General features: G+C 62.0%; 19 protein-coding genes. All 19 read right to left on the minus strand.

Annotation, left to right across the window (positions count from 1 at the left end; all coding sequences use genetic code 11):
* Positions 1 to 107: 107 nt before the first annotated feature.
* Complete coding sequence (locus ACOAPY_RS12305; protein WP_465153449.1) at positions 108 to 1,418, minus strand: flagellar hook-length control protein FliK; 1,311 nt, start codon at positions 1,416 to 1,418, stop codon at positions 108 to 110.
* A 77-nt stretch (positions 1,419 to 1,495) separates the two neighbouring features.
* Positions 1,496 to 1,846, minus strand: a complete 351-nt coding sequence (locus ACOAPY_RS12310; protein ID WP_076578397.1) for an Hpt domain-containing protein — start codon at positions 1,844 to 1,846, stop codon at positions 1,496 to 1,498.
* 103 nt (positions 1,847 to 1,949) lie between these two features.
* A complete protein-coding gene (locus ACOAPY_RS12315; protein ID WP_465153450.1) occupies positions 1,950 to 3,638 on the minus strand; it encodes a fused response regulator/phosphatase in 1,689 nt (562 codons plus the stop codon).
* Positions 3,639 to 3,643: 5 nt separating this feature from the next.
* Entirely contained in the window at positions 3,644 to 3,949 is a 306-nt protein-coding gene (locus ACOAPY_RS12320) for an STAS domain-containing protein (protein ID WP_076578392.1), read from the minus strand.
* A gap of 70 nt (positions 3,950 to 4,019) precedes the next feature.
* The gene (fliJ, locus tag ACOAPY_RS12325; protein WP_076578390.1) at positions 4,020 to 4,469 is read right to left on the minus strand and encodes a flagellar export protein FliJ; all 450 of its coding nucleotides are present in this window, start codon (positions 4,467 to 4,469) and stop codon (positions 4,020 to 4,022) included.
* 3 nt (positions 4,470 to 4,472) lie between these two features.
* Positions 4,473 to 5,831 carry a flagellar protein export ATPase FliI gene (gene fliI / locus ACOAPY_RS12330; protein WP_465153451.1) on the minus strand — a complete coding sequence of 453 codons (1,359 nt, stop codon included), beginning with the start codon at positions 5,829 to 5,831 and terminating at the stop codon, positions 4,473 to 4,475.
* On the minus strand, positions 5,821 to 6,591 hold the full coding sequence (gene fliH, locus ACOAPY_RS12335) for a flagellar assembly protein FliH (RefSeq protein WP_076578384.1): 771 nt from the start codon (positions 6,589 to 6,591) through the stop codon (positions 5,821 to 5,823). Before fliH ends, fliI begins: the two co-directional genes overlap by 11 nt.
* The gene (gene fliG / locus ACOAPY_RS12340) at positions 6,592 to 7,608 is read right to left on the minus strand and encodes a flagellar motor switch protein FliG (protein WP_061904265.1); all 1,017 of its coding nucleotides are present in this window, start codon (positions 7,606 to 7,608) and stop codon (positions 6,592 to 6,594) included.
* Positions 7,601 to 9,388, minus strand: a complete 1,788-nt coding sequence (gene fliF, locus ACOAPY_RS12345; protein WP_465153452.1) for a flagellar basal-body MS-ring/collar protein FliF — start codon at positions 9,386 to 9,388, stop codon at positions 7,601 to 7,603. The genes fliG and fliF overlap by 8 nt, the downstream gene beginning before the upstream one ends.
* A gap of 15 nt (positions 9,389 to 9,403) precedes the next feature.
* Positions 9,404 to 9,736, minus strand: coding sequence for a flagellar hook-basal body complex protein FliE (fliE, locus tag ACOAPY_RS12350; RefSeq protein ID WP_076578379.1), 333 nt, complete (start codon positions 9,734 to 9,736; stop codon positions 9,404 to 9,406).
* 155 nt (positions 9,737 to 9,891) lie between these two features.
* Entirely contained in the window at positions 9,892 to 11,322 is a 1,431-nt protein-coding gene (gene fleR, locus ACOAPY_RS12355; RefSeq protein WP_465153453.1) for a sigma-54-dependent response regulator transcription factor FleR, read from the minus strand.
* Between the two features lie 4 nt (positions 11,323 to 11,326).
* Positions 11,327 to 12,538 carry a sensor histidine kinase gene (locus tag ACOAPY_RS12360; protein ID WP_465153454.1) on the minus strand — a complete coding sequence of 404 codons (1,212 nt, stop codon included), beginning with the start codon at positions 12,536 to 12,538 and terminating at the stop codon, positions 11,327 to 11,329.
* 158 nt (positions 12,539 to 12,696) lie between these two features.
* The gene (locus ACOAPY_RS12365) at positions 12,697 to 14,172 is read right to left on the minus strand and encodes a sigma-54 dependent transcriptional regulator (protein ID WP_076578370.1); all 1,476 of its coding nucleotides are present in this window, start codon (positions 14,170 to 14,172) and stop codon (positions 12,697 to 12,699) included.
* 156 nt (positions 14,173 to 14,328) lie between these two features.
* Entirely contained in the window at positions 14,329 to 15,378 is a 1,050-nt protein-coding gene (gene pseI / locus ACOAPY_RS12370) for a pseudaminic acid synthase (RefSeq protein ID WP_465153455.1), read from the minus strand.
* The gene (locus ACOAPY_RS12375) at positions 15,378 to 16,019 is read right to left on the minus strand and encodes a formyltransferase family protein (protein WP_465153456.1); all 642 of its coding nucleotides are present in this window, start codon (positions 16,017 to 16,019) and stop codon (positions 15,378 to 15,380) included. Before ACOAPY_RS12375 ends, pseI begins: the two co-directional genes overlap by 1 nt.
* On the minus strand, positions 16,016 to 17,113 hold the full coding sequence (gene pseG, locus ACOAPY_RS12380) for a UDP-2,4-diacetamido-2,4,6-trideoxy-beta-L-altropyranose hydrolase (protein WP_465153457.1): 1,098 nt from the start codon (positions 17,111 to 17,113) through the stop codon (positions 16,016 to 16,018). Before pseG ends, ACOAPY_RS12375 begins: the two co-directional genes overlap by 4 nt.
* Positions 17,114 to 17,116: 3 nt before the next feature.
* Complete coding sequence (gene pseF, locus ACOAPY_RS12385; RefSeq protein ID WP_465153458.1) at positions 17,117 to 17,815, minus strand: pseudaminic acid cytidylyltransferase; 699 nt, start codon at positions 17,813 to 17,815, stop codon at positions 17,117 to 17,119.
* Positions 17,812 to 18,972, minus strand: a complete 1,161-nt coding sequence (gene pseC / locus ACOAPY_RS12390; protein ID WP_465156798.1) for a UDP-4-amino-4,6-dideoxy-N-acetyl-beta-L-altrosamine transaminase — start codon at positions 18,970 to 18,972, stop codon at positions 17,812 to 17,814. The genes pseF and pseC overlap by 4 nt, the downstream gene beginning before the upstream one ends.
* Before the next feature lie 3 nt (positions 18,973 to 18,975).
* Positions 18,976 to 19,974 carry a UDP-N-acetylglucosamine 4,6-dehydratase (inverting) gene (pseB, locus tag ACOAPY_RS12395; protein WP_465153459.1) on the minus strand — a complete coding sequence of 333 codons (999 nt, stop codon included), beginning with the start codon at positions 19,972 to 19,974 and terminating at the stop codon, positions 18,976 to 18,978.
* Positions 19,975 to 19,992: the final 18 nt, after the last annotated feature.

Genomic DNA, 19,992 nt, shown 5'->3' on the forward strand with positions numbered 1-19,992 from the left:
CAGGCTGCCGATATACCAAGGCCACGACCGCCTGTCACCCGAAAACGACTGCGCCCGGTGCTTTTATCGGCACCGGGCGCAGCTTCCTGGCCAATGATCGGCAGGCGTCAGGCGTAGTAGTCCACCAGCCCACGTGGAGCGACGCCGCTCGACGGCGTGCGGATCTCGCTGACACCGCCAATCACCTCGTCGTCGCGCGAGCCGTCAAAGCCGCGGCCGGCGGAGCGGCGCTGCCCCTCCTCGCCACCGCCCTGGGAACCCCGCGCCATGGACTGGTCGGAGACATTGACGTCCAGCTGGTTCATGCCCTGCTGAGCGAACAGTTCGCGCAGACGATGGGCCTGGCCTTCCAGCTGATCACGCACGTTGGCGTTGGCACTGACGAAGGTCACCTGCGCTGCCTGGTCCTTGTTCAGCTCGATACGCACCTCCAGCCGCCCCAGCTCGGCCGGATCGAGCTGGATCTCGGCAGACTTGAGGTTCTGACTGGACAGCCACATAACCTTGTCGACCACCGCCTCGCTCATGCCGGGATGCCCAACCTGCAGTGGCTGACCGGGCACCAGCGGCATCCGCTGGGCGGCATTGACCTGCTGATTGATAGCCTGGCTCAGGGCGCTGAGCTTGCTGGCGAAGGCTTCGGCACGCGCATCACTCTGGCCCTCGCGAACGCCGGGCAACGAGCTATCCAGAGCCTCGCCGAGCAACTCGCCCTCCAGCCCTTCGCTCGGTGTCTCCTCGCTGGGCATGGCATCGCCAGCGAAGGCAGCCAGGGCGTTGGCGAAGCCCTGTGCCGGGTTGCTGGCACGCTCGGCCGCTACCGCGCCCGGGCTCAGTTGCTGCTGCGCAGCGGCCTGGTTCTGCGCACCTATTTCAAGGGCCAGCTTTACCCCGGACAGGCTGTTGAGCATGTCCAGTTCAGGATCATGGCTGGCCTCGGTCAGGGTGGCGGGCGCAGCACTGGCCACCGTCGGTGCACTGGCTTGCAGTATGGGTTCACCCTCCCCCTCGACAACCTCGGCCACGCCACTGAGGGCCGGGTCGACCACTTCGGTCGAGGGCAACTGGCCGGTCATGGCCATCAGCAGCAGCGGATCGACCACTGCCTCGTCACCACCTTCAACCACTTCCTCCGCTGGCAAGGTATTGCCGCTTTCGGCAACTGCCGGCTGCTCGACGGCAGCCTCTGTCGCCGGCTCATCGGTCGTTTTGCTCTCGGCAGCACGCTCTTCGGCAGCCTTGCTGCCGGCCTCCTTGCGTTCAGCGGCCTTGGCCTGGCGCTCCTTGGCGTAGACCTCGGCAAAGCTGGAAGCCTCGCTCCTGCTGGGTTCCGGCGCCGTGCTGGGGGCCTTGGCAGCAGGCGCTTTGGGGCGCACGTCGGGCGCGGACTGAAGAAGGAAATCGGGTGCAACGGACATGGGTACTCTCCGTCAGGATTGGATCGTACCTGGGCTAGAGCAAGCAGCGGGCCAACTTTGCCGGCGCCGGCGCAGATTCAGCGATAACGCTGGCGCTCGGTCTTGAGCAGGATGCGCACGATGGCAAATTCGCGACCTATCTGCTCGATCAAGGCGGGCGCCTCGTCCAGTCGTTCGCGGCGTGCGGCCTCCTCCAGCTGCTTGCACAGCCCCGCCAGCATCGGTGCGCCCATGTTGCTGCAGCTGCCCTTGAAACTGTGCGCAGCCAGACGCAGCGCCTGCGGATCGGCCGCAGCCAGGGCCTCGTGAATGTGCCGCTGGCGCTCGTCCGAGTCGACCAGGAAGGTATCCAGCAACACGGGGTACTCTTCCCCCATGACATCCAGCAGGGAAGCCAACACATTCTGATCGAGGTGGATATCGGACACCGGCTCACTCCATGATCGGGGAAGCAGCGATTATGCCTCAGATGCTGCTGGCGATCTGCTGTCTGTTGGCCATGGGCCAGTATCCACTCGACCGCCGGCCCCTTCAGGTCGACCAGCGGAACTCGACCACCGCGCCGCGTCCATCACTGAGCCAGTGACACTGATCGGTCAACTGGCGTATCAGGCGCAGACCTCGCCCACTGAGGCCGCCGCAATCCTGCTGCCGCTGCAGAGCTCGGGCCACATCGAAACCGGCGCCACTGTCCTGCACGCAAACCCGCAAGCGCCCGCCGCCCTCCTCCGGCAACAACTCGAGGTCAAAGCGCACAAAACCCTCTGCCAGAGCCTGCAGGCGCTCACCGCGCTCGCGGTAGTAGCGTGAAAAACCCTTGGCGTCGGCCTTGAGCGCCGAATCCAGGCCCAACACGCCATGCTCCAGCGCGTTCGAGTACAGCTCAGCGAGCACCGTGTAGAGTGCCCCGCCCTGGGCACGCAGGTCGCGCACCTCCATCAGCAGCTGCAGCAGAAAAGGCAGCGGATTGAAGCGCTTGAGCGCCTCGGCACGGAACTCGAAGCTGGCCGACCAGTCCAGCGGGCTGCTCTGGCCGCTGTCGGAGAAAGCCAGCGGTGGACGGCTGAGCACGCCCTCCTCGACCATGCACAGCTCGATCATGCTGACATCGTCCTGGGCTTCGCCGCGGAAGGCCGCCAGGGCGCGCTGGATTTCGTCGAACAGCGCCTGCGGCGCATGCCCGGCATCAAGCACCTGGAGCAAACGCGTCTCACCGAACAGCTGACCTTTGGTATCGCGCGTCTCCAGCACACCATCGGAGAGCAGGAAGATGCGATCGTTCGGCTGCAGCGGATGGACCTCGTAGGCCTCATTGAACGCCCCCGGTTCCAGTACCCCCAGTGGCAGATGGCGAGACACCAGCGGTACGCGCTCGCCCGTGGCCACTCGCAGCAGGTGCCCATCCGGCAAGCCGCCGTTCCAAACCTCCAGCACACGCCGCTGGAAACTCAGGTTGAGCATGGTGGCACAGCAGAAGACACCGACCGGCAGGATGCGCTTGAGCTTGGCATTCATCTCACGAAGGATCTCCGCCATGGAGAACCCCTTGGCGGTCATGCCGTAGAACACCTCGGCCAGCGGCATGGCACCGATCGCCGCCGGCAGGCCGTGGCCGGTAAAGTCGCCGAGCAGCACGTGCATGCCGCCGGAGGGCTTGAACGCGGCCAGCAGCAGGTCGCCATTGAACAGCGCGAAGGGCGACTGCAAATAGCGGATATTGGCCGCGCTGAGACAACCGGAGTGGGCCACCTTGTCGAACACCGCCTTGGCCACGCGCTGCTCGGTCATCAGGTGTTCATTGTGCTTGGCAATCAGGTCGCGCTGCTGCAGCACGGTTTGCTGCAGGCGGCGCAGGCGATCCATGGCACGGATCTTGGCTTCGAGAATGATCGGGTTGTAAGGCTTGGCGAGGAAGTCGTCACCCACCTCCAGGCAACGAACCAGCGCCTCGTTCTCGGTCAGCGAAGTGAGGAAGATAATCGGCACCAGCGCCTCGCCAGCCGCCTCCTTGATCCGTCGAGCAGCATCGAAACCATCCATCACCGGCATCAGGGCGTCCATCAACACCAGCTGCGGGCGCTCCTGCTCGAAAAGCCCCACCGCCTCCAGGCCATTGCCGGCAGTCAGCACCCGGTGGCCCTGGCGACTGACGATGGTGGAGAGCAGCATACGGTCGGCCGCGCTGTCCTCGGCAATCAGGATGGACAGGCGCCCGGCCATGACGATCAGCCGATCTGGAACAGCTGTTCGAAGTTGGAAATGGAGAGGATCTTGCGCACATCGGGGTTGCAGTTGACCAGGCTGATGCGTGCATGGTCGCCGCCGGCATGGTCACGCAGCAGCAGAAGCATGCCCAGCGCCGAACTGTCCAGGTAGGTGGCCCCCTTCAGATCGACCACATAGCGCTTGGGTGTGGCGTTCACCCGCTCGTAGGCATCGCGAAATTCCTGATGCGCGGAGAAATCGAAGCGACCCTGGATATGGATGGTCAGTTCCTGTCCATCGCTCGAGGGCAGCGCTGTGATGGCCATGTAGCACTCCTTGTTTTTTTCTTGTGCAGACACAGATTTAGCACCCGCGGAAGAACGCGGCAACCATGCTTTAGCCATCATCGCGCGGTGGCAGGCGCTGCGCCAGTTCGTCGAGCAGTTTCTGTTCACGCTTGTCGGCGGCGGCACGTGCCTCGTCCAGGTAGCGCTGCACCAGCTTGCGCAGCCCCTCCACCCGCGCATAGCGCTGCTGCCAGGCAGCCCTGGCCTTGTCGACGTTCTGCCGATGCCAGGCGATGCTCTGCAGCTGCTGACCGATAGCGGTCTCCAGCTGGCTGAGAAAGCGCTGGTAGTTCATCAACCATTGGCCCGAAACGCCCTTGCTACCTTCACTGATCCACTGCTGCTGGTAGTCGGCACGGTAGCGCTCCAGCTCGCCCAGCTGCGCCTCGGCCTTACCCAGCAAGCCTTGGCAGTGGGCCAGCTGGCGCGCGGCCTCGCGCTCGGCGCGCTCGGCCATCTCGATCACCGGCGCCAGGCGCGCGGCACGACTGTCAGCCATCTGTCAGGCCTGCGCCTGCGGATTAAAGACCTGAGCCAGCTGGGTCACGCTGTCACCCATGGACTCGCTCTCACCCAGGCTCTGGAGCAGGTAGCGGGCCATCGCCGGCTGGCGGGCGATGGCCAGGTCGGTGTCGGCATCGCCGCCCGGCACATAGGCGCCGACGCTGATCAGGTCGCGGCTCTGCTGGTAGCGCGACCACAGTTGCTTGAAGCGCTGCGCCTGCTTGAGGTGCTCAGGACTGACCACCTGCGGCATGACCCGGCTGATCGAGGCCTCGATGTCGATGGCCGGGTAGTGCCCTTCCTCGGCCAGCCGACGCGACAGCACAAAGTGGCCATCAAGCACACCACGCGCGGCATCGGCGATGGGGTCCTGCTGGTCGTCACCTTCGGAAAGCACGGTGTAGAAGGCAGTGATCGAGCCGCCGCCGGCCTCCGCGTTGCCTGCGCGCTCCACCAGGCGCGGCAGCTTGGCGAAGACCGAAGGCGGATAGCCCTTGGTCGCCGGCGGTTCGCCGATGGCCAGGGCGATCTCGCGCTGGGCCTGGGCGAAACGGGTCAGCGAATCCATCAGCAGCAGGACGTTCTTGCCCTTGTCGCGGAAGTATTCGGCAATGCGCGTGCAGTACATGGCGGCGCGCAGGCGCATCAGCGGCGCGTCGTCGGCCGGCGAAGCAACCACCACCGAGCGCTTGATGCCTTCCTCGCCGAGGATCTCGTCGATGAACTCCTTGACCTCGCGGCCCCGCTCACCGATCAGGCCGACCACGATGATCTCGGCCTCGGTAAAGCGGGTCATCATGCCCAACAGTACCGACTTGCCCACGCCGGTACCGGCGAACAGACCCAGGCGCTGGCCACGGCCGACGGTGAGCAGGCCGTTGATGCTGCGGATGCCGACATCCAGCGGTTCGCTGATCGGGTGGCGGTTGAGCGGGTTGATGCTCGGCCCGTCCATCGGCACCCAGTCCTCGGCCTTCATCCCGCCCTTGCCGTCCAGCGCGCGCCCGGCACCATCCAGCACACGGCCGAGCATGGACATCCCCATCGGCAGTCGACCGGTATCAGGCAATGGCACCACGCGGGCGCCGGGAGCAATGCCGGCCAGGCTGCCGACCGGCATCAGGTAGATCTTGCCGGCAGAGAAGCCCATCACCTCGGCCTCCACCTGAACCGGGTGATAGCTGTCGTCGTTGATTACCAGGCAGCGACTGCCCAGCGCGGCACGCAGGCCCTCGGCCTCCAGGGTGAGACCGACCATGCGCAGCAGCCGCCCCTCGACCACCGGCTGGCTGGGCAGATCGATCGCCTCGGTGTACCCGGCCAGGCGCTTGGCAAAGCTGGTGCGCTCAAGGCGCATCAGGGCTCTCCAGATCGACCTGGATATCCGCCTCGGGCGGATTGGTGGCCTGCGCGCGCTGCTGCTCGAACAGCTGCTTGAGGGCCAGGGCCATGCGCGTTTCGACGCTGGCGTCGATGCGGCTGTGCTGGCTTTCGACGCGGCATCCGCCCGGCTGCAGCGACTCGTCCTCGAGAATGCGCCAGGTTTCCTCATGCCGCTCGCGCAGTGCCTTGACCAGTTCGAAGTCCTGCGGGTGCACATGGATGCGGATGTTCTCGGCGCCCATTGGCAGCAATTTGAGCGCTTCGCGCAGCACATGGCGGATCTGACTGGAGTCGGTGGTCAGTTCCCGCTGGATCACCTGGCGGGTCATCTGGCTGACCAGATCGACCAGACTCTGCTCCAGTTCGCGATCCTGGCTGGCGATGGGCTCCAGCAGATGCCCCATGAGCGTTTCCAGCTGTGCCACTTTGGCGGCCAGCACGACGTCGGCCTCCTGCTTGGCCTTGAGCTGGCCAGCATGGAATCCATCCTTCTCGCCGGCAGCAAAGCCCTCGTTGTAGGCATCCTGACGGATCGCCTCGACCTCTTCGAGCGTCAGCGGCTTGACGTCCTCGACCGCCACCTCCTCGATCTGCGGTTCAGGCTCAGGCTCCGCAACCACTTCAGGCTCGGGCGCCGGCTCTTCTTCGGGATCGAAGCTGGGTATCGCCCAGCGATCAAAGCCCGCCAGGTCCTTGGCGCGGATCAGCTCGCTGGGAGCATCCTTGGGTGCCATTTAGATCATTGCCTCGCCGCCGGCACCGCCGAGGACGATCTCGCCGGATTCGGCCATACGCCGGGCGATGGTGAGGATTTCCTTCTGCGCCGTTTCCACCTCGCTGACGCGTACCGGCCCCTTGGCTTCCAGATCGTCGCGCAGCAGCTCGGCGGCACGCTTGGACATGTTCTTGAAGACCTTTTCCTTGATGCCGTCGTCGGCGCCCTTGAGCGCCAGTACCAGCACATCGGAAGACACCTCGCGCAGCAGCGCCTGAATGCCACGGTCGTCGACGTCGGCCAGGTTGTCGAAGACGAACATGAGGTCCTCGATCTGGCTGGACAGGTCTTCGTCGACCTCGCGGATGGAGTCCATCAGCTGGCCTTCCACCGAGCTGTCGAGGAAGTTCATGATGTCCGCCGCACGCTTCACCCCGCCGAGGCTGGCACGGGTGGTGTTGGCGCTACCGGAGAACTGTTTCTCGAGAATCTGGTTGAGTTCCTTGAGCGCGGCTGGCTGCACGGTATTCAGGGAAGAGACGCGCAGGATGATGTCCAGGCGCACCTTGTGATCGAAATGACTGAGTACCTCGCCCGCCTGGTCCGGATCGAGGTAGGCGACCACGATGGCCTGAATCTGTGGGTGCTCGTAGCGGATCACATCGGCCACGGCGCGCGGCTCCATCCACTTGAGGCTATCCAGGCCGCTGGTGCTGCCGCCGAGCAGGATGCGGTCAATCAGGTTACCCGCCTTGTCCTCGCCCAGCGCCGCGGTCAGCATCTTGCGGATGTAGGCATCGGAGCCGACACCCAGGCTGGTCTGGTCGCCGACGATCTCGACGAACTCGCCCATCACCTGCTCGACCTGCTCGCGCTGCACGTTGCGCATGCCAGCCATGGCCACACCGACCTTCTGTACTTCCTTCGGCCCGAGGTGGCGCAGCACCTGCGCCGCGTCGGTCTCGCCGAGAGACAGCAGGAGGATGGCGGCCTTGTCGACCTTGGTCAGCTTGGCAGGAGCACGATTGTCACTCATCGGCGTTGATCCACTCTTTGACTACCTGGGCCACGCGGCCCGGATCTTCCGCCACCAGACTCTTGATGGCGTTCAGTTGTGCATCATACCCCTCGGAAGGACTCGGCAGCAGGATGCTTTGCGGCCCACCGAGACTGACGCGGTCGGCGGACAGCTCGCCCTCCAGGCCACCCATGTCGCCCAGCTCGATGTCGCCGTCGCCACCCTCGGCCGCAGAACCTTTGCCGGCGTTGGTGATGTTGTTGAGTACCGGGCGCAACACACCGAAGACCAGCACCAGGATGAACAGCACGCCGAGAATCTGCTTGATGATGTCCCAGAACCAGGGCTGCGAGTAGAACGGAATCTCGATCATTTCCTCGCCGGTTTCGGCGGAAAACGGCGCATTGATCACGCTGACACTGTCGCCACGGCTGGCGTCGAAGCCGACCGAGTCCTGCACCAAGCGGGTAAAGCGCGCCAGGTCCTCGGCGGCCCAGGGGCTGCGGGTGACCTCGCCGGTTTCGGCGTTGATGCTGACCTTGTCATCCAGCACCACGGCCACCGACAGACGCTTGAGGCGACCCTGCTGCTGCTTGGTGTAGCTGATCGAACGATCCAGCTCGAAGTTGCGCGTGGACTGCTCGCGCTTATCGGCCGGGTACGGCGCCAGCATCGGCTGGCCGGTGGCCGGGTCGGTGATCTGCGCGCCATTGGCGTCGAGCAGCGGCTGGCCAGGCTGCACCGGCCCCGGCGGTGCAGCCTGGGCATTGGCCTGCTCCGGAGCGGCGGCCGCGCCAGGCGGCTGGTTGCTCAGCGCACCCGGGACGCCCTGCGGCGGCAGGCTGCTGGAGCGCTGCTCGTTGACCTGCTGCTCGCTGCGCAGCGCCGGCTGGTCAGGGTTGAACATCTCAGCAGTGGACTCAACCGCACTGAAATCGACATCAGCGGACACTTCGGCCTTGTAGCGGCCGTTGCCCAGCACCGGCTGCAGAATGTTGTGTACACGCTGAGTGAACAGGCTTTCCATGCGCCGGGTGTAGTCGAACTGCTTGCCGGCCATGGTCAGCTCGGACAGCTCCTGCTGGTCGGACAGCAGGTTGCCCTTCTGGTCGACCACGGTGACCTGCGACTTGGTCAGCTCGGGCACGGAGGTGGCCACCAGGTTGACGATCGCCATCACCTGGCTCGGCTCCAGGCTACGCCCCGGATACAGCTCGACCAGCACCGAAGCGCTGGGCTTGCGCTCATCACGCACGAACACCGAACTCTTCGGAATGGCCAGGTGGACGCGAGCACCCTTGACGTTGTTCAGGCTGGAGATGGTCCGTGCCAGCTCCCCCTCCAGGCCACGACGGTAGCGCGTGGCCTCCATGAACTGGCTGGTGCCCAGGCTCTGCTCCTGGTCGAGGATCTCGAAACCGACGTTGCCATCGCTCGGCGCCACGCCGGCAGCGGCCAGCTTCATGCGCGCCCGGCCGAGGTCTTCGGATTTGACCAGTAGCGCCCCTGAGTTCGGCTCCACGGTGTAGGCGATGTCGGCGGCGTTGAGCGCCTCCATCACCTGGTTGCTGTCCATGCCGGCCAGATTGCCCAGCAGCGGCTTGTAGTCCGGTTGCTGCGACCACAGCACCACGGCGAAGCCGATCGCCACGCTGGCGGCCAGGCCAACCAGCAAGCCGATCTGCCGCAGCATGGACATCTCGGAGAGATTCTCCAGAAAGGCCAGTCCGAGCAACGGCTTCTTCGGCTCATCGGCGCCGGTGGTGGCGGGTACGTTTGCAGCGACTGCTTCAGCCATGTTTCAACTCCACCCTTAAACCGGCATCTGCATGATGTCTTGATAGGCCTGGACCAGCTTGTTGCGCACCTGGGTCATGGCCTGGAAGGACACGCTGGCCTTTTGCGAGGCGATCATCACGTCGGTGATATCGACCCCCCCCTTCCCCGTCTCGAAGGCGGTGGCCAGTTGGCTGGCGGCCTGCTGGGTTTCGCTCACCTTGTTCACCGCCTGGCCGAGCATTTCCGAGAAGCTCGGCGCTCCCGGCTCCGGCGCGCTGACCTGTGCAGGTTTGATCTTGGCCATGGCCTCCATCTGCATGGAGCGCATTTCCAACATCAGGCGATTGAATTCGACACCCTGGCTCATCTTTCCTCCGTCGGTCGCGGTTTTTTGACGCTTCGCGGCCTTTAGGGGGGTGATTGCAAACGCAATGCCAGAAAACAAAGACCCGCACGAGGCGGGCCAATAGGGGAAAGTAAAGCTGTAAACCACACAGCGAGGGAGGTTTAGCCCCCTCGCGCTCAGCTGGCGTAAAGATAAGCCTCGACGTCCATACCGGCATCGCGCATCTGCGCCAGCTTGTACCGCAAGGTCCGCGGACTGATGCCCAGACGCTCGGCAGCCTCCTTGCGGCGACCACGCTCGGCACGCAGGGTGTCGATGATCATCTGGAATTCGCGGCGCCGCAGGTCTTCGCCCAGGGCGCCTGCGCCCTCGGTGACCACACCCGACTCATCCAGCGGCTGTGTGCTGCCGACTGCAGCAGCGGCAGGCGCCGTGTTAGCCGCCACCACGCTTAGGACCGGCGTCGGCGCCATGCCGATGGGGGCTGTCAGACACAGGTCATGCGGCTGGATCAGCCCGCCCTGCTGCAGGATCAACGCCCGCTGGATGGCGTTATCCAGCTCGCGCACGTTGCCCGGCCAGGCATGCGCCACCAGTGCCGCGCGAGCCTGTGGCGAAAGCTGCACGGCGCCATGGTTCATTTTTTTGACGTGCTTGGCCAGCAAGCGCTCGGCCAGCGGCAGAATATCGGCGGGGCGCTCGCGCAACGCGCGCCAGGCCAGCGGGAACACCGACAGGCGGTAGTAGAGGTCTTCACGGAAGCGCCCGGCCGCCACCTCGCCGGCCAGGTCGCGGTTGGTAGTGGCCAGCACACGGATGTCCAGATTGATCGGCTTGCGCGCGCCGACCCGTTCAACTTCGCGCTCCTGCAGCACGCGCAGGAGCTTGGCCTGCAGGCCCAGCGGCATCTCGGAAATCTCGTCCAGCAGAATGGTGCCGCCGTCGGCCAGTTCGAACTTGCCCGGCTGCGCGGCGATGGCGCCGGTGAACGCGCCCTTCTCGTGGCCGAACAGGGTGGCCTCGAGCATGTTGTCGGGAATCGCTGCACAGTTGATGGCGATGAACGGCCCGTCAGCGCGCTTGGACTGCTGATGAATGTAGCGAGCCAGCACTTCCTTGCCAGTGCCGGACTCGCCGGAAATCAGCACGGTGGAATCACTCCTGGCCACCCGCGCAGCCAGTTCCAGCAGCTGCTGGCTGGCCGGCTCACAGGCCACAGGCCCCTCACCCACGTCAGCCTGGACGCGTCCCAGCGCATGGCGCGCCACCAGATCCAGCAGGGTGCGTGGCTCGAACGGCTTGACCAGATAGTCGGCGGCGCCCTGGCGGATGGCATCGACGGCACGCTCGACGGCGCCATAAGCGGTCATTAGCAGCACCGGCAGCTGCGGGTAGCGCGCGCGAATCAGGCCCAACAGCTGATGACCATCCATGCCTGGCATGTTGACGTCGCTGATCACCAGGCTGAATACCTCCTCACCCAACGCCGCAACGGCATCCTCGGCGCATTCCACGGCACGGAAGTCATGCCCGCCGATCATCAGCGTATCGGCAAGGGCCTCGCGCAGCGCGCGGTCGTCTTCGACCAGCAGAACCTTGGCAGTCATGGGCTTACTCCTGAGTATCCGGTTGCGCCGCCGTGATCAGCGGCAATACAAGGGTGGCGGAGGTGCCGCGGCCGACGCGCGAGCGCAGGCGCAGCTCGCCACGATGGGCGCGCACCACCGCCTGGACCACCGCCAGGCCGAGGCCGGTACCGGTGGTCTTGGTGGTAAAGAAGGGTTCGCCAAGGCGCGCCAGAGTGGCCGGCTCGATGCCCGGGCCGTTGTCGCTGACACTCAGGCGCAGGCTGTTGTCGCGGGCATAGAGGTGAATCTTCAGCTGCGCCTCGCGCCCACCGGCCTGAATGGCGTTCTCGATCAAATTGAGCACCGTGCCGACCAGGGTGTCGCGATTGCACAGCAACTCGCCGAGGCGCGCATCGCATTGCCAACGCACACTCATGCCCAGCACCTGCGACTCGGCGGCACTGCGCAGGGCCTCGAACAGCGCGCTCGGCGAGATGCGGTCCGGCAGCGGCAGCTCGCCACGGGCGAATACCAGCATGTCGCGTACCTGGTGCTCCAGTTCGTGCAGGCGCTCCTTGATGCGGCCGGCGAAGCGCTGCTGTTGTTCGAACGGCAGCTCCTGCTCGGACAGATGGCTGGCGTACAGCAACGCGGCAGACAGCGGCGTGCGAATCTGGTGGGCCAGCGAGGCGACCATGCGCCCCAGGGCAGACAGGCGCTCATGGCGAGCCAGCTGGTCCTGCAGGCGACGGGTTTCCGTCAGGTCGGTCAGCAGCACAAGCTGTCCGGGCTCGCCCTGCAGGGACCGAGTGGCGATGGACAGGCGGCGCCCATCCTTCATGGAAATCTCGTGACCATCATCCTCGCGCGGCGCGAAGTTGCGCGTGATCACCTCGCGCCAGAGCATACCCACCAGCGGCTTGCCGAGCATGCTGCGCGCCACCGGATTGGCTTCGCGCACCACGCCCTGACCGTCTATGACGATCACGCCGCCGGGCAGCAGGTCGAGCAGACTCTGCAGACGGTTGGCCAGGCGCTCCTTCTCCGCCAGTTCCTGCATGCGCTGGGCACTGACCAGGGCCAGTTGCCCCTTCAGCTCGTTAACCCGCGCCTCCAGCATGCTGTAAGAACTGCTCAGCTGCGTGGACATCTGGTTGAACAGGGCGAAGGCCTGCTCCAGGCTGGCACGGCTGGCCTGCTCGACAGGTGCGGCAGTAGCGTCAGGGATGGCGGGCGATGGGGCGGCTTGGCTCATGCTCTTCTCTCGGGTGTCGTACCGTCGGTAAACGGTCGGTCAAGAGAGTCTTAGCAATCCCCATGCCTAAAAAATAGTTGTTATTTTTCAATCACTTAAAAAATTAAGCCGGAGCTTGCGTCAAAGCTCCGGCTTAATTGGGCGAGGCGAGAGGCTGATCAGTCCTCGTCGCCGCCCTCCTCATCACGACGGCTCATGCCGTACTTGCGCATCTTCTCCACCAAGGTGGTGCGACGAATGCGCAGGCGCTCGGCGGCACGCGCCACCACGCCGCCGGCATCATCCAGCGCCTGCTGGATCAGGCCCTGCTCGAGGTTGCCCAGGTAGTCCTTCAGGTCCAGGCCTTCCGGCGGCAACATGGCGGCATTGGCGATGCCCGGCAGGCCGGCGCCGATCACCGCGCGCTCGTCCAGCTCCTCGCGAATGCTGATGGCCAGCTGTTCATCCTCGTCGTCGACATGACGGAACTTCTTCGGCAGCTCGCCGACGCCGATCACGCCATAGGGATGCATGATCGCCATGCGCTCGACCAGGTTCGCCAGTTCGCGCACGTTGCCCGGCCAGTCGTGGCGGCACAGCGACATGATGGCCGCGGAATTGAAGCGAATGGAGCCGCGCTTCTCGAACTCCATACGCGAGATCAGCTCGTTCATCAGCAGCGGGATGTCTTCGACGCGCTCGCGCAGCGGTGCCATTTCGATGGGGAAGACATTGAGGCGATAGTAGAGGTCCTCGCGGAAGGTTCCTTCCTCGATCATCTTCTCCAGGTTCTTGTGGGTAGCGGCGATGATGCGCACATCGACCGACTGGGTCTTGTTGCTGCCCACTCGCTCGAAGGTGCGCTCCTGCAGCACGCGCAGCAGCTTGACCTGCATTGGCAGCGGCATGTCGCCGATCTCGTCGAGGAACAGAGTACCGCCGTTGGCCAACTCGAAACGTCCGGCGCGGCTGGTGATGGCGCCGGTGAAGGCGCCCTTCTCATGGCCGAACAGCTCGCTCTCCAGCAGCTCCGCCGGGATCGCCCCGCAGTTGACCGGCACGAACGGCGCCTCACGGCGCTTGGAGTGGTAATGCAGGTTGCGCGCGACCACTTCCTTGCCCGTGCCGGACTCGCCGAGGATCAGCACACTGGCTTCGGTATCGGCCACCTGCTGCATCATCTGGCGCACCTGATGGATGGCCCGGCTGGTGCCAACGAGGCTGCGGAACAGATTCGGCTCACGCTGGCGACCACGCTCGCGTGCCTGGTCGTACATCTCGCGGTAAACCTGAGCACGGTGCAGGGAGTCGAGCAACTTGTTGTAGCTGGGCGGCATTTCCACACTGGCCAGCACGCGACGGCGCAGATCTTCAGCCCAGTCGGCCGGGACTGTTTCGCCGATCAGCAGCAGCGGCAGGTTCTCGTCCCAGGTGCTGATCTGCTTGAGCAGCTCCAACGGCCCGCCCTTGGCGGTCACATCGCCCAGCAGAACGTTGAGCACCTCACGGCTCGACTCCAGCTTGCCCACTGCCTCACGCCATTCACCGCTGGCACAGGCAATGTGGTCTTCACCCAGGAAACCGAGAATCACCGCCAGGTCGCGGCGACGCTCGGCATTGTCGTCAATCAGGAGAATTTTGGTTTCACGCCACATCTTGTTCTGTTCTGGCTCGAGGGCTGGAAGAGGATTCGCCAAGTGACAACGGCAATTGGCCACTAGTAAAGTCAAAAATCAGACAAGAGTCAATTTTATGGCGTGAAATAAATTACTCATTCGATAGCCATCTTGAAATGCAATGCCACGCATACGCTACATGTAGCTCCCTGGCGAGACAGGCGAGTTTTCACTGATATCGTGCGCCGCCCTACTGCCAATCACGCTATCCAAAAACTTGGGCGGCAATCCGAAACCTGGCCTAACACTCCTTACCGCGTCAGCAGTAATCAGCTCTCCTGCCCTCAATGCGCGAACGAAATAGAGCGAGCGCCTGAACATCAGGTTACCTTGCTCACTCGGCTTACGCGTGTAGTCCACATTGCCCAGCGCCGCCCAGGCTGTCTCACTGTCACGGCAAAGAGCCTCCAGTTCATGCGCTTCCAGCGAAAAGCTATCGTCAGGCCCGCCACCACTGCGGTCCAACGTGAAGTGCTTTTCAATGACGGATGCGCCCAGAGCAACGCTGGCTATGGCCGTCGTATTGTCGAGGGTATGGTCCGACAGTCCGGTCACCAACCCATAACGCCGAATCATGTCTGGAATAGTTCGCAGGTTGTAATCCTTAGCTGGCGCAGGGTACCCACTGACACAATGAAGAACAGCCAACTCCCGGCAGCCACCATCTCGGGCTGCGTCGATGGCCTCCTGGATTTCCTCAGCATCCGCCATGCCGGTAGAGATGATCATCGGCTTTCCTGTGCTGGCGACGTATTTGATCAACGCCAGATCGATAGCTTCGAACGAGGCGATCTTGTATGCCGGTGCATTCAGGTCCTCGAGCAGATCAACCGCCGTATTGTCGAACGGCGAACTGAACAGCGTGATCCCCACTTTCCTGGCATGCTCGAACAGTGGCGCATGCCACTCCCACGGGGTATGCGCCCATTCGTATAGCTCGTACAAGGTTTTCCCGGCCCAGAGCCCGTCTCTGATCTGGAAATCCGGCAGATCACTTTTGAGCGTAATGGTGTCCGCTCGATAGGTCTGGATCTTGATGGCTGCAGCACCCGCTTTTTTTGCCGACTCTATGATTTGGAAAGCAACCTCCAGACGACCGTTATGGTTGGCGGACATCTCTGCAATGATGTAGGGGGGAAAGTCTGCTCCGATCTTGCGGCCGGCAATTGAAATGTATGCGTCCATCACTCCACCTTCTCGACGGTGACCCTGTAGGTGTGGCCATGCAACTTGAAAAATGCTGGGAATCGCTGCGGATCGCATACACGCAGTAAATCGAACTGCTCGGCGATCGTTTTTTGCGAATCCAACTCGCTGTCTTCCGGACTTCGTCGCGGGTAATAGCTGGGTACCGCCGAGCTGTCCTGCGGCTCCGGCACGATGCTGTCGAACACGCTCACTGCGAAGCTCATCAGCTGTGACTCAGCCTCGAAAAGCGCCTCATTGATTTCATCGAAGAGCGCATGCTTGGGGACTGGCACTACGAGCTTCTTCCAAATCGCCCCGCTGTCAACCTTGTCTTCCGCTTCCAGCAGGCTAACCGTGATGGCTTCAGCCCCCTCCAGAATGCTCCAAATGTGCGGGCTCCAGCCACGCCCTGCAGGTAAGTCGCTCGCGTGGATCACCAAAACCTTCCTGAACTTTTGACGATCCTCCGCAGCAATTTTTTCACTGCAGGAGATCAGAAAAAGAATGTCACCACCTTGCAACTCCGCCTTCTGCCGTACCAGATTGACAGTGTGTCTCGCCTGGTGTTCAGCAACCCACCTGTAGAGCATCCCATTCACTGGATGGGACGACGAGCTGCACAGGATCGTGATATTCATTTTTCCATCATCCAAGAAAGCACCGATAGCACACCGCTACCGTCAGTAATGCTGGCGGCATCTCGACTCATCTGCCCTAGCAGATCGGGATTACCGAGGAGCTCGGTAACTCGCGCAGAGAAACTGGCTTCAATTAGATCGTCATAGCCCACCAGACGAGCTGCCCCAGCCCTCTCCAAAGCCTGACCTATAACCCTTTGGTTATCTGCCAGTATGGCCATCAGTGTCGGCACCCCGAGACAGCAACGTTCCCAAGAAGTACTGCCCGCAGCGCCAATCGCCAAATCGCTATTGGCCAAACGCCTAGCCATGTCATCGATACCAACCAGAACATTGGTAGACCAAGGCATTTGAGCCGCCAACGTCCGGATTTCCTCAACCCATGGTGCTTTAGTGCCCATAACGACAGCAATCGAACAAGACTGAGGCAACGCACAGCGTTTTAGGGATTCCAAGACTTTGGCTGTCACATTGGACTGATCCACACCGCCCATGCTGATCAGAATGCTCTCAAGCTGCGGTTGCTGGCGCCGCTTCAAGCTGTAATCGCGCAGCGCTGCAAACTCCGGACGCAACAATGCAAATGCTGGCCCAATCAACATTTTGCATCCAGCCGGCAACAGATTGGCGTAGTCATTTGGCGCACGCCCCAGGTTCTGATCCAGCAGCAGATCGCAGATGTGCGTGCGGTCAGCCAGATCATCGATCACCAGCAGCTTTCTACAGTCACGGGACGCAACCCGCTCCCAGCGATAATCGAGCGCGTAATGATCAACCACCAACCAATCAGGCTGAAGTTCATGCAGGACTGGGGCGACCTCATGTGCATCCTGCTCCTGACTGACTCCAAGCCAAGCGGCATGAGCCAGATTAGCTGCGGCAGGAAGCCCTGAAACTCCAACAGGCTCCCGCGCAAGCACATGCACGGTGTGCCCCCGGCGACGGACTAACTCATTGAGATGGCCAGAATGATCACGACAGATAAAGCGACACTCGGCCCCATTGGCTCGCAGCGCATCAGCTAACGTGAGGCAGCGCATGATGTGACCACTACCGATCAGCAGCGAAGCATCAGCCCGGAATACGACCTTCATGACTTAACCGCGGGCCTCGGCAACCATCGCCTTGAACATCCACTCTGCGCGGGCCCAGTCATCGGGAGTGTCAATATCCTGCACACGATGTCGCGGCAAAAGCACAGGCGAAGACTCCGGCGTAAAGATCACCTGTCCGCTCAGCCAAGCAGACGCCTGCCCCCAGTAGAACTGACCTGCGTCGTGATAGGCCTCTTCAAGATCCTGCGAGCGGGTGTTGAAATGCTCTGGACTGAACATTTCGACACGGCCGCCGCTGGTAATACGAACTGCTCGCTGAATTGGAAAGCCATAGCTGGTGACCGAGAAAGCATAGCTACAGTTGTTTTCCTCAAGCAGCTGCAGACCACAACGAAGATCCTCGCCTCGCAGGAAGGGCGCGGTAGCATAAATACAGCATGCCTGCTTAACCCCCAAGCCCTGAGCATCCAGCTGCTTGATCGCATGGCTAATCACTGGGATGGTGCCGGTGTAGTCATCTGCCAGCTCGGGCGGCCGCATGAAAGGCACGCTTGCACCCTGCTCACGCGCCACGCTAGCAATCTCGTCATCGTCGGTAGAAACGACAACCAGGTCGAAGCATCCACTTTGCAAGGCCACCTCGATCGACCAGGCAATCATCGGCTTTCCGCAAAACATTTTAATGTTCTTGCGGGGAATGCGTTTGCTTCCACCTCGTGCAGGAATGATGGCAACCCTCATGCTGCGATAGCCCTTTGCAAGGCGGTGACGACGGCATCCTGCTGTTCTTCGGTCATCGTCTGAAACATGGGAAGGCTTATTGCCTCACGGTAATATCTTTCCGCCTGTGGGAAATCACCCAGCTGGAAGCCGAGGCGCTCGTAGTATGGCTGTAAATGCACCGGGATATAGTGAAGGTTCACACCGACTCCCTGTTCACGCAGACACTCGAATACTTGGCGATGACTGCTGCCTAGTTGATCCAAATGCAGGCGAATCACGTAGAGATGCAATCCGGAGTAACCGTTCGGATGCTGCCACGGGGTTTGTAACGGCAGTCCGGCCAGCAAAGTATCGTAACGTTGCGCCAACTCATGGCGCCGCGCCACATAGCGATCCAGCCGTTCCATTTGCGACAAACCCAGGGCGCCTTGCAGCTCGGTCATACGATAATTGAAACCAAGCTCGATTTGCTGGTAGTACCACGGGCCGTCCACCTCACGCGTCATCTTTTCAGGTTCGCGAGTAATGCCGTGGCTTCTGAACAAACTCATCCGCTCAGCGAGCTGTGCGTCATTGGTGAGAGCCATACCGCCCTCAGCGGTAGTAATAATTTTTACCGGATGGAAGCTGAAAACGGTGATATCGCTGTAACGGCAGTTACCGATAAAGCTTCCCTGATACTTCCCTCCAATGGCATGCGAAGCATCCTCGATGACGCGGAAACCATAGCGCTGCGCCAAGGCATGGATAGCCTGCATATCACAAGGCTGTCCGCAGAGGTGCACCGGCACGACAACCTTAGGCAGGCACCCACTGCGCTCTGCCTGCTGCAGCTTGTGTTCGAGCGCGATCGGGCAGAGGTTATACGTTCGAGGATCAATATCCACGAAATCCACAGTGGCACCACAATAGAGGCCGCAATTTGCCGACGCCACGAACGTGATTGGACTGGTCCACAGACGATCACCCGGCCCTAGGCCAAGCGCCAGGCAAGCCACATGCAACGCAGAAGTCGCACTGTTAACCGCGAGGGCATACCGGGCACCAACGTGTTCAGCAACCTTCAGCTCAAAGCGAGGCACCATCGGCCCTTGAGTCAGATAGTCCGACTGCAGCACCGCAATCACAGCATCGATGTCGGCCTGACTAATATCCTGGCGGCCGTAAGGGATCATCAATCAGATACTCCCGATTTTTGCGTGATTCTTATCGATCCAGGCCTGTAGCGCCGCGTCACTCATCCACTGCGGATTGTTATCGCTGGAATAAACAAAGCCCTCGGGCACCTTCTTCCCGTCCTTGATGCGCTCAGGCGAGCTAGCCCAGTTGTTGATGACCGGCAGTATCTTGAAGTGCTCGGGGTACTCATAGGTGTAGTAGGAGTCTTCAGCACTGATCATCTGCTCATGCAGCTTCTCTCCCGGTCGAATGCCGACGATTTCCTGCTTAGCCGTCGGAGCCACCACCCGTGCAAGGTCTGTAACTTTCATGGACGGGATCTTTTTCACATAGATCTCTCCGCCCTCCATGTCCTCGAACGCATGCCATACAAGCTCGACCCCCTCCTCAAGGGAAATCATGAAGCGAGTCATGCGCTCGTCGGTGATGGGCAGCACCCCTTGATCCTTGATCGACATGAAAAATGGGATGACCGAGCCACGAGACCCCATTACGTTGCCGTAACGCACTACGGCAAAACGAGTACCCTGCCCTCCCGCATAGGAGTTACCCGCAACAAACAACTTGTCCGAGGCAAGCTTGGTCGCCCCATAGAGGTTCACTGGGCTACTCGCCTTATCCGTGGACAAAGCCACTACCCGCTTCACGCCCTTATCTATGCAGGCGTCGATCAAGTTCATGGCCCCGTTGATATTGGTCTTGACGCACTCGAAGGGGTTGTACTCAGCGGTAGGAACGATCTTTGCCGCAGCGGCATGTACTACATAGTCGACACCGTCTAACGCGCGATAGAGACGCTCCTTATCACGAACGTCCCCGATGAAAAAGCGAATGCGCGGATCGCCCTGAAAGCGCTTGGCCATTTCCCACTGCTTCATCTCATCACGGGAATAAATGATGACCCTGCGCGGATTGAATTTGGCCAGGACCATTGGAACGAAGGTGTTGCCAAAGGAGCCCGTACCACCAGTGATGAGAATGGAAGCATTATTGAACATTCGACCTTACCTTTGCTG

The organism is Pseudomonas stagnisoli (assembly GCF_048595745.1).
GTDB lineage: Bacteria > Pseudomonadota > Gammaproteobacteria > Pseudomonadales > Pseudomonadaceae > Aquipseudomonas > Aquipseudomonas alcaligenes_A.

Excerpts from the sequence above, each read along its gene's own strand:
- pseC (WP_465156798.1), bottom strand. The coding sequence starts at position 18,972 with ATGATCCCTTACGGCCGCCAGGATATTAGTCAGGCCGACATCGATGCT.
- ACOAPY_RS12320 (WP_076578392.1), bottom strand. The coding sequence starts at position 3,949 with ATGGCCATCACAGCGCTGCCCTCGAGCGATGGACAGGAACTGACCATC.
- fliJ (WP_076578390.1), bottom strand. The coding sequence starts at position 4,469 with ATGGCTGACAGTCGTGCCGCGCGCCTGGCGCCGGTGATCGAGATGGCC.
- fliF (WP_465153452.1), bottom strand. The coding sequence starts at position 9,388 with ATGGCTGAAGCAGTCGCTGCAAACGTACCCGCCACCACCGGCGCCGAT.
- fleR (WP_465153453.1), bottom strand. The coding sequence starts at position 11,322 with ATGACTGCCAAGGTTCTGCTGGTCGAAGACGACCGCGCGCTGCGCGAG.
- fliG (WP_061904265.1), bottom strand. The coding sequence starts at position 7,608 with ATGAGTGACAATCGTGCTCCTGCCAAGCTGACCAAGGTCGACAAGGCC.
- pseF (WP_465153458.1), bottom strand. The coding sequence starts at position 17,815 with ATGAGGGTTGCCATCATTCCTGCACGAGGTGGAAGCAAACGCATTCCC.
- ACOAPY_RS12315 (WP_465153450.1), bottom strand. The coding sequence starts at position 3,638 with ATGGCCGGGCGCCTGTCCATCCTGATTGCCGAGGACAGCGCGGCCGAC.
- ACOAPY_RS12365 (WP_076578370.1), bottom strand. The coding sequence starts at position 14,172 with ATGTGGCGTGAAACCAAAATTCTCCTGATTGACGACAATGCCGAGCGT.
- pseB (WP_465153459.1), bottom strand. The coding sequence starts at position 19,974 with ATGTTCAATAATGCTTCCATTCTCATCACTGGTGGTACGGGCTCCTTT.
- fliH (WP_076578384.1), bottom strand. The coding sequence starts at position 6,591 with ATGGCACCCAAGGATGCTCCCAGCGAGCTGATCCGCGCCAAGGACCTG.
- ACOAPY_RS12375 (WP_465153456.1), bottom strand. The coding sequence starts at position 16,019 with ATGAATATCACGATCCTGTGCAGCTCGTCGTCCCATCCAGTGAATGGG.
- pseG (WP_465153457.1), bottom strand. The coding sequence starts at position 17,113 with ATGAAGGTCGTATTCCGGGCTGATGCTTCGCTGCTGATCGGTAGTGGT.
- pseI (WP_465153455.1), bottom strand. The coding sequence starts at position 15,378 with ATGGACGCATACATTTCAATTGCCGGCCGCAAGATCGGAGCAGACTTT.
- fliE (WP_076578379.1), bottom strand. The coding sequence starts at position 9,736 with ATGAGCCAGGGTGTCGAATTCAATCGCCTGATGTTGGAAATGCGCTCC.
- ACOAPY_RS12360 (WP_465153454.1), bottom strand. The coding sequence starts at position 12,538 with ATGAGCCAAGCCGCCCCATCGCCCGCCATCCCTGACGCTACTGCCGCA.
- ACOAPY_RS12305 (WP_465153449.1), bottom strand. The coding sequence starts at position 1,418 with ATGTCCGTTGCACCCGATTTCCTTCTTCAGTCCGCGCCCGACGTGCGC.
- fliI (WP_465153451.1), bottom strand. The coding sequence starts at position 5,831 with ATGCGCCTTGAGCGCACCAGCTTTGCCAAGCGCCTGGCCGGGTACACC.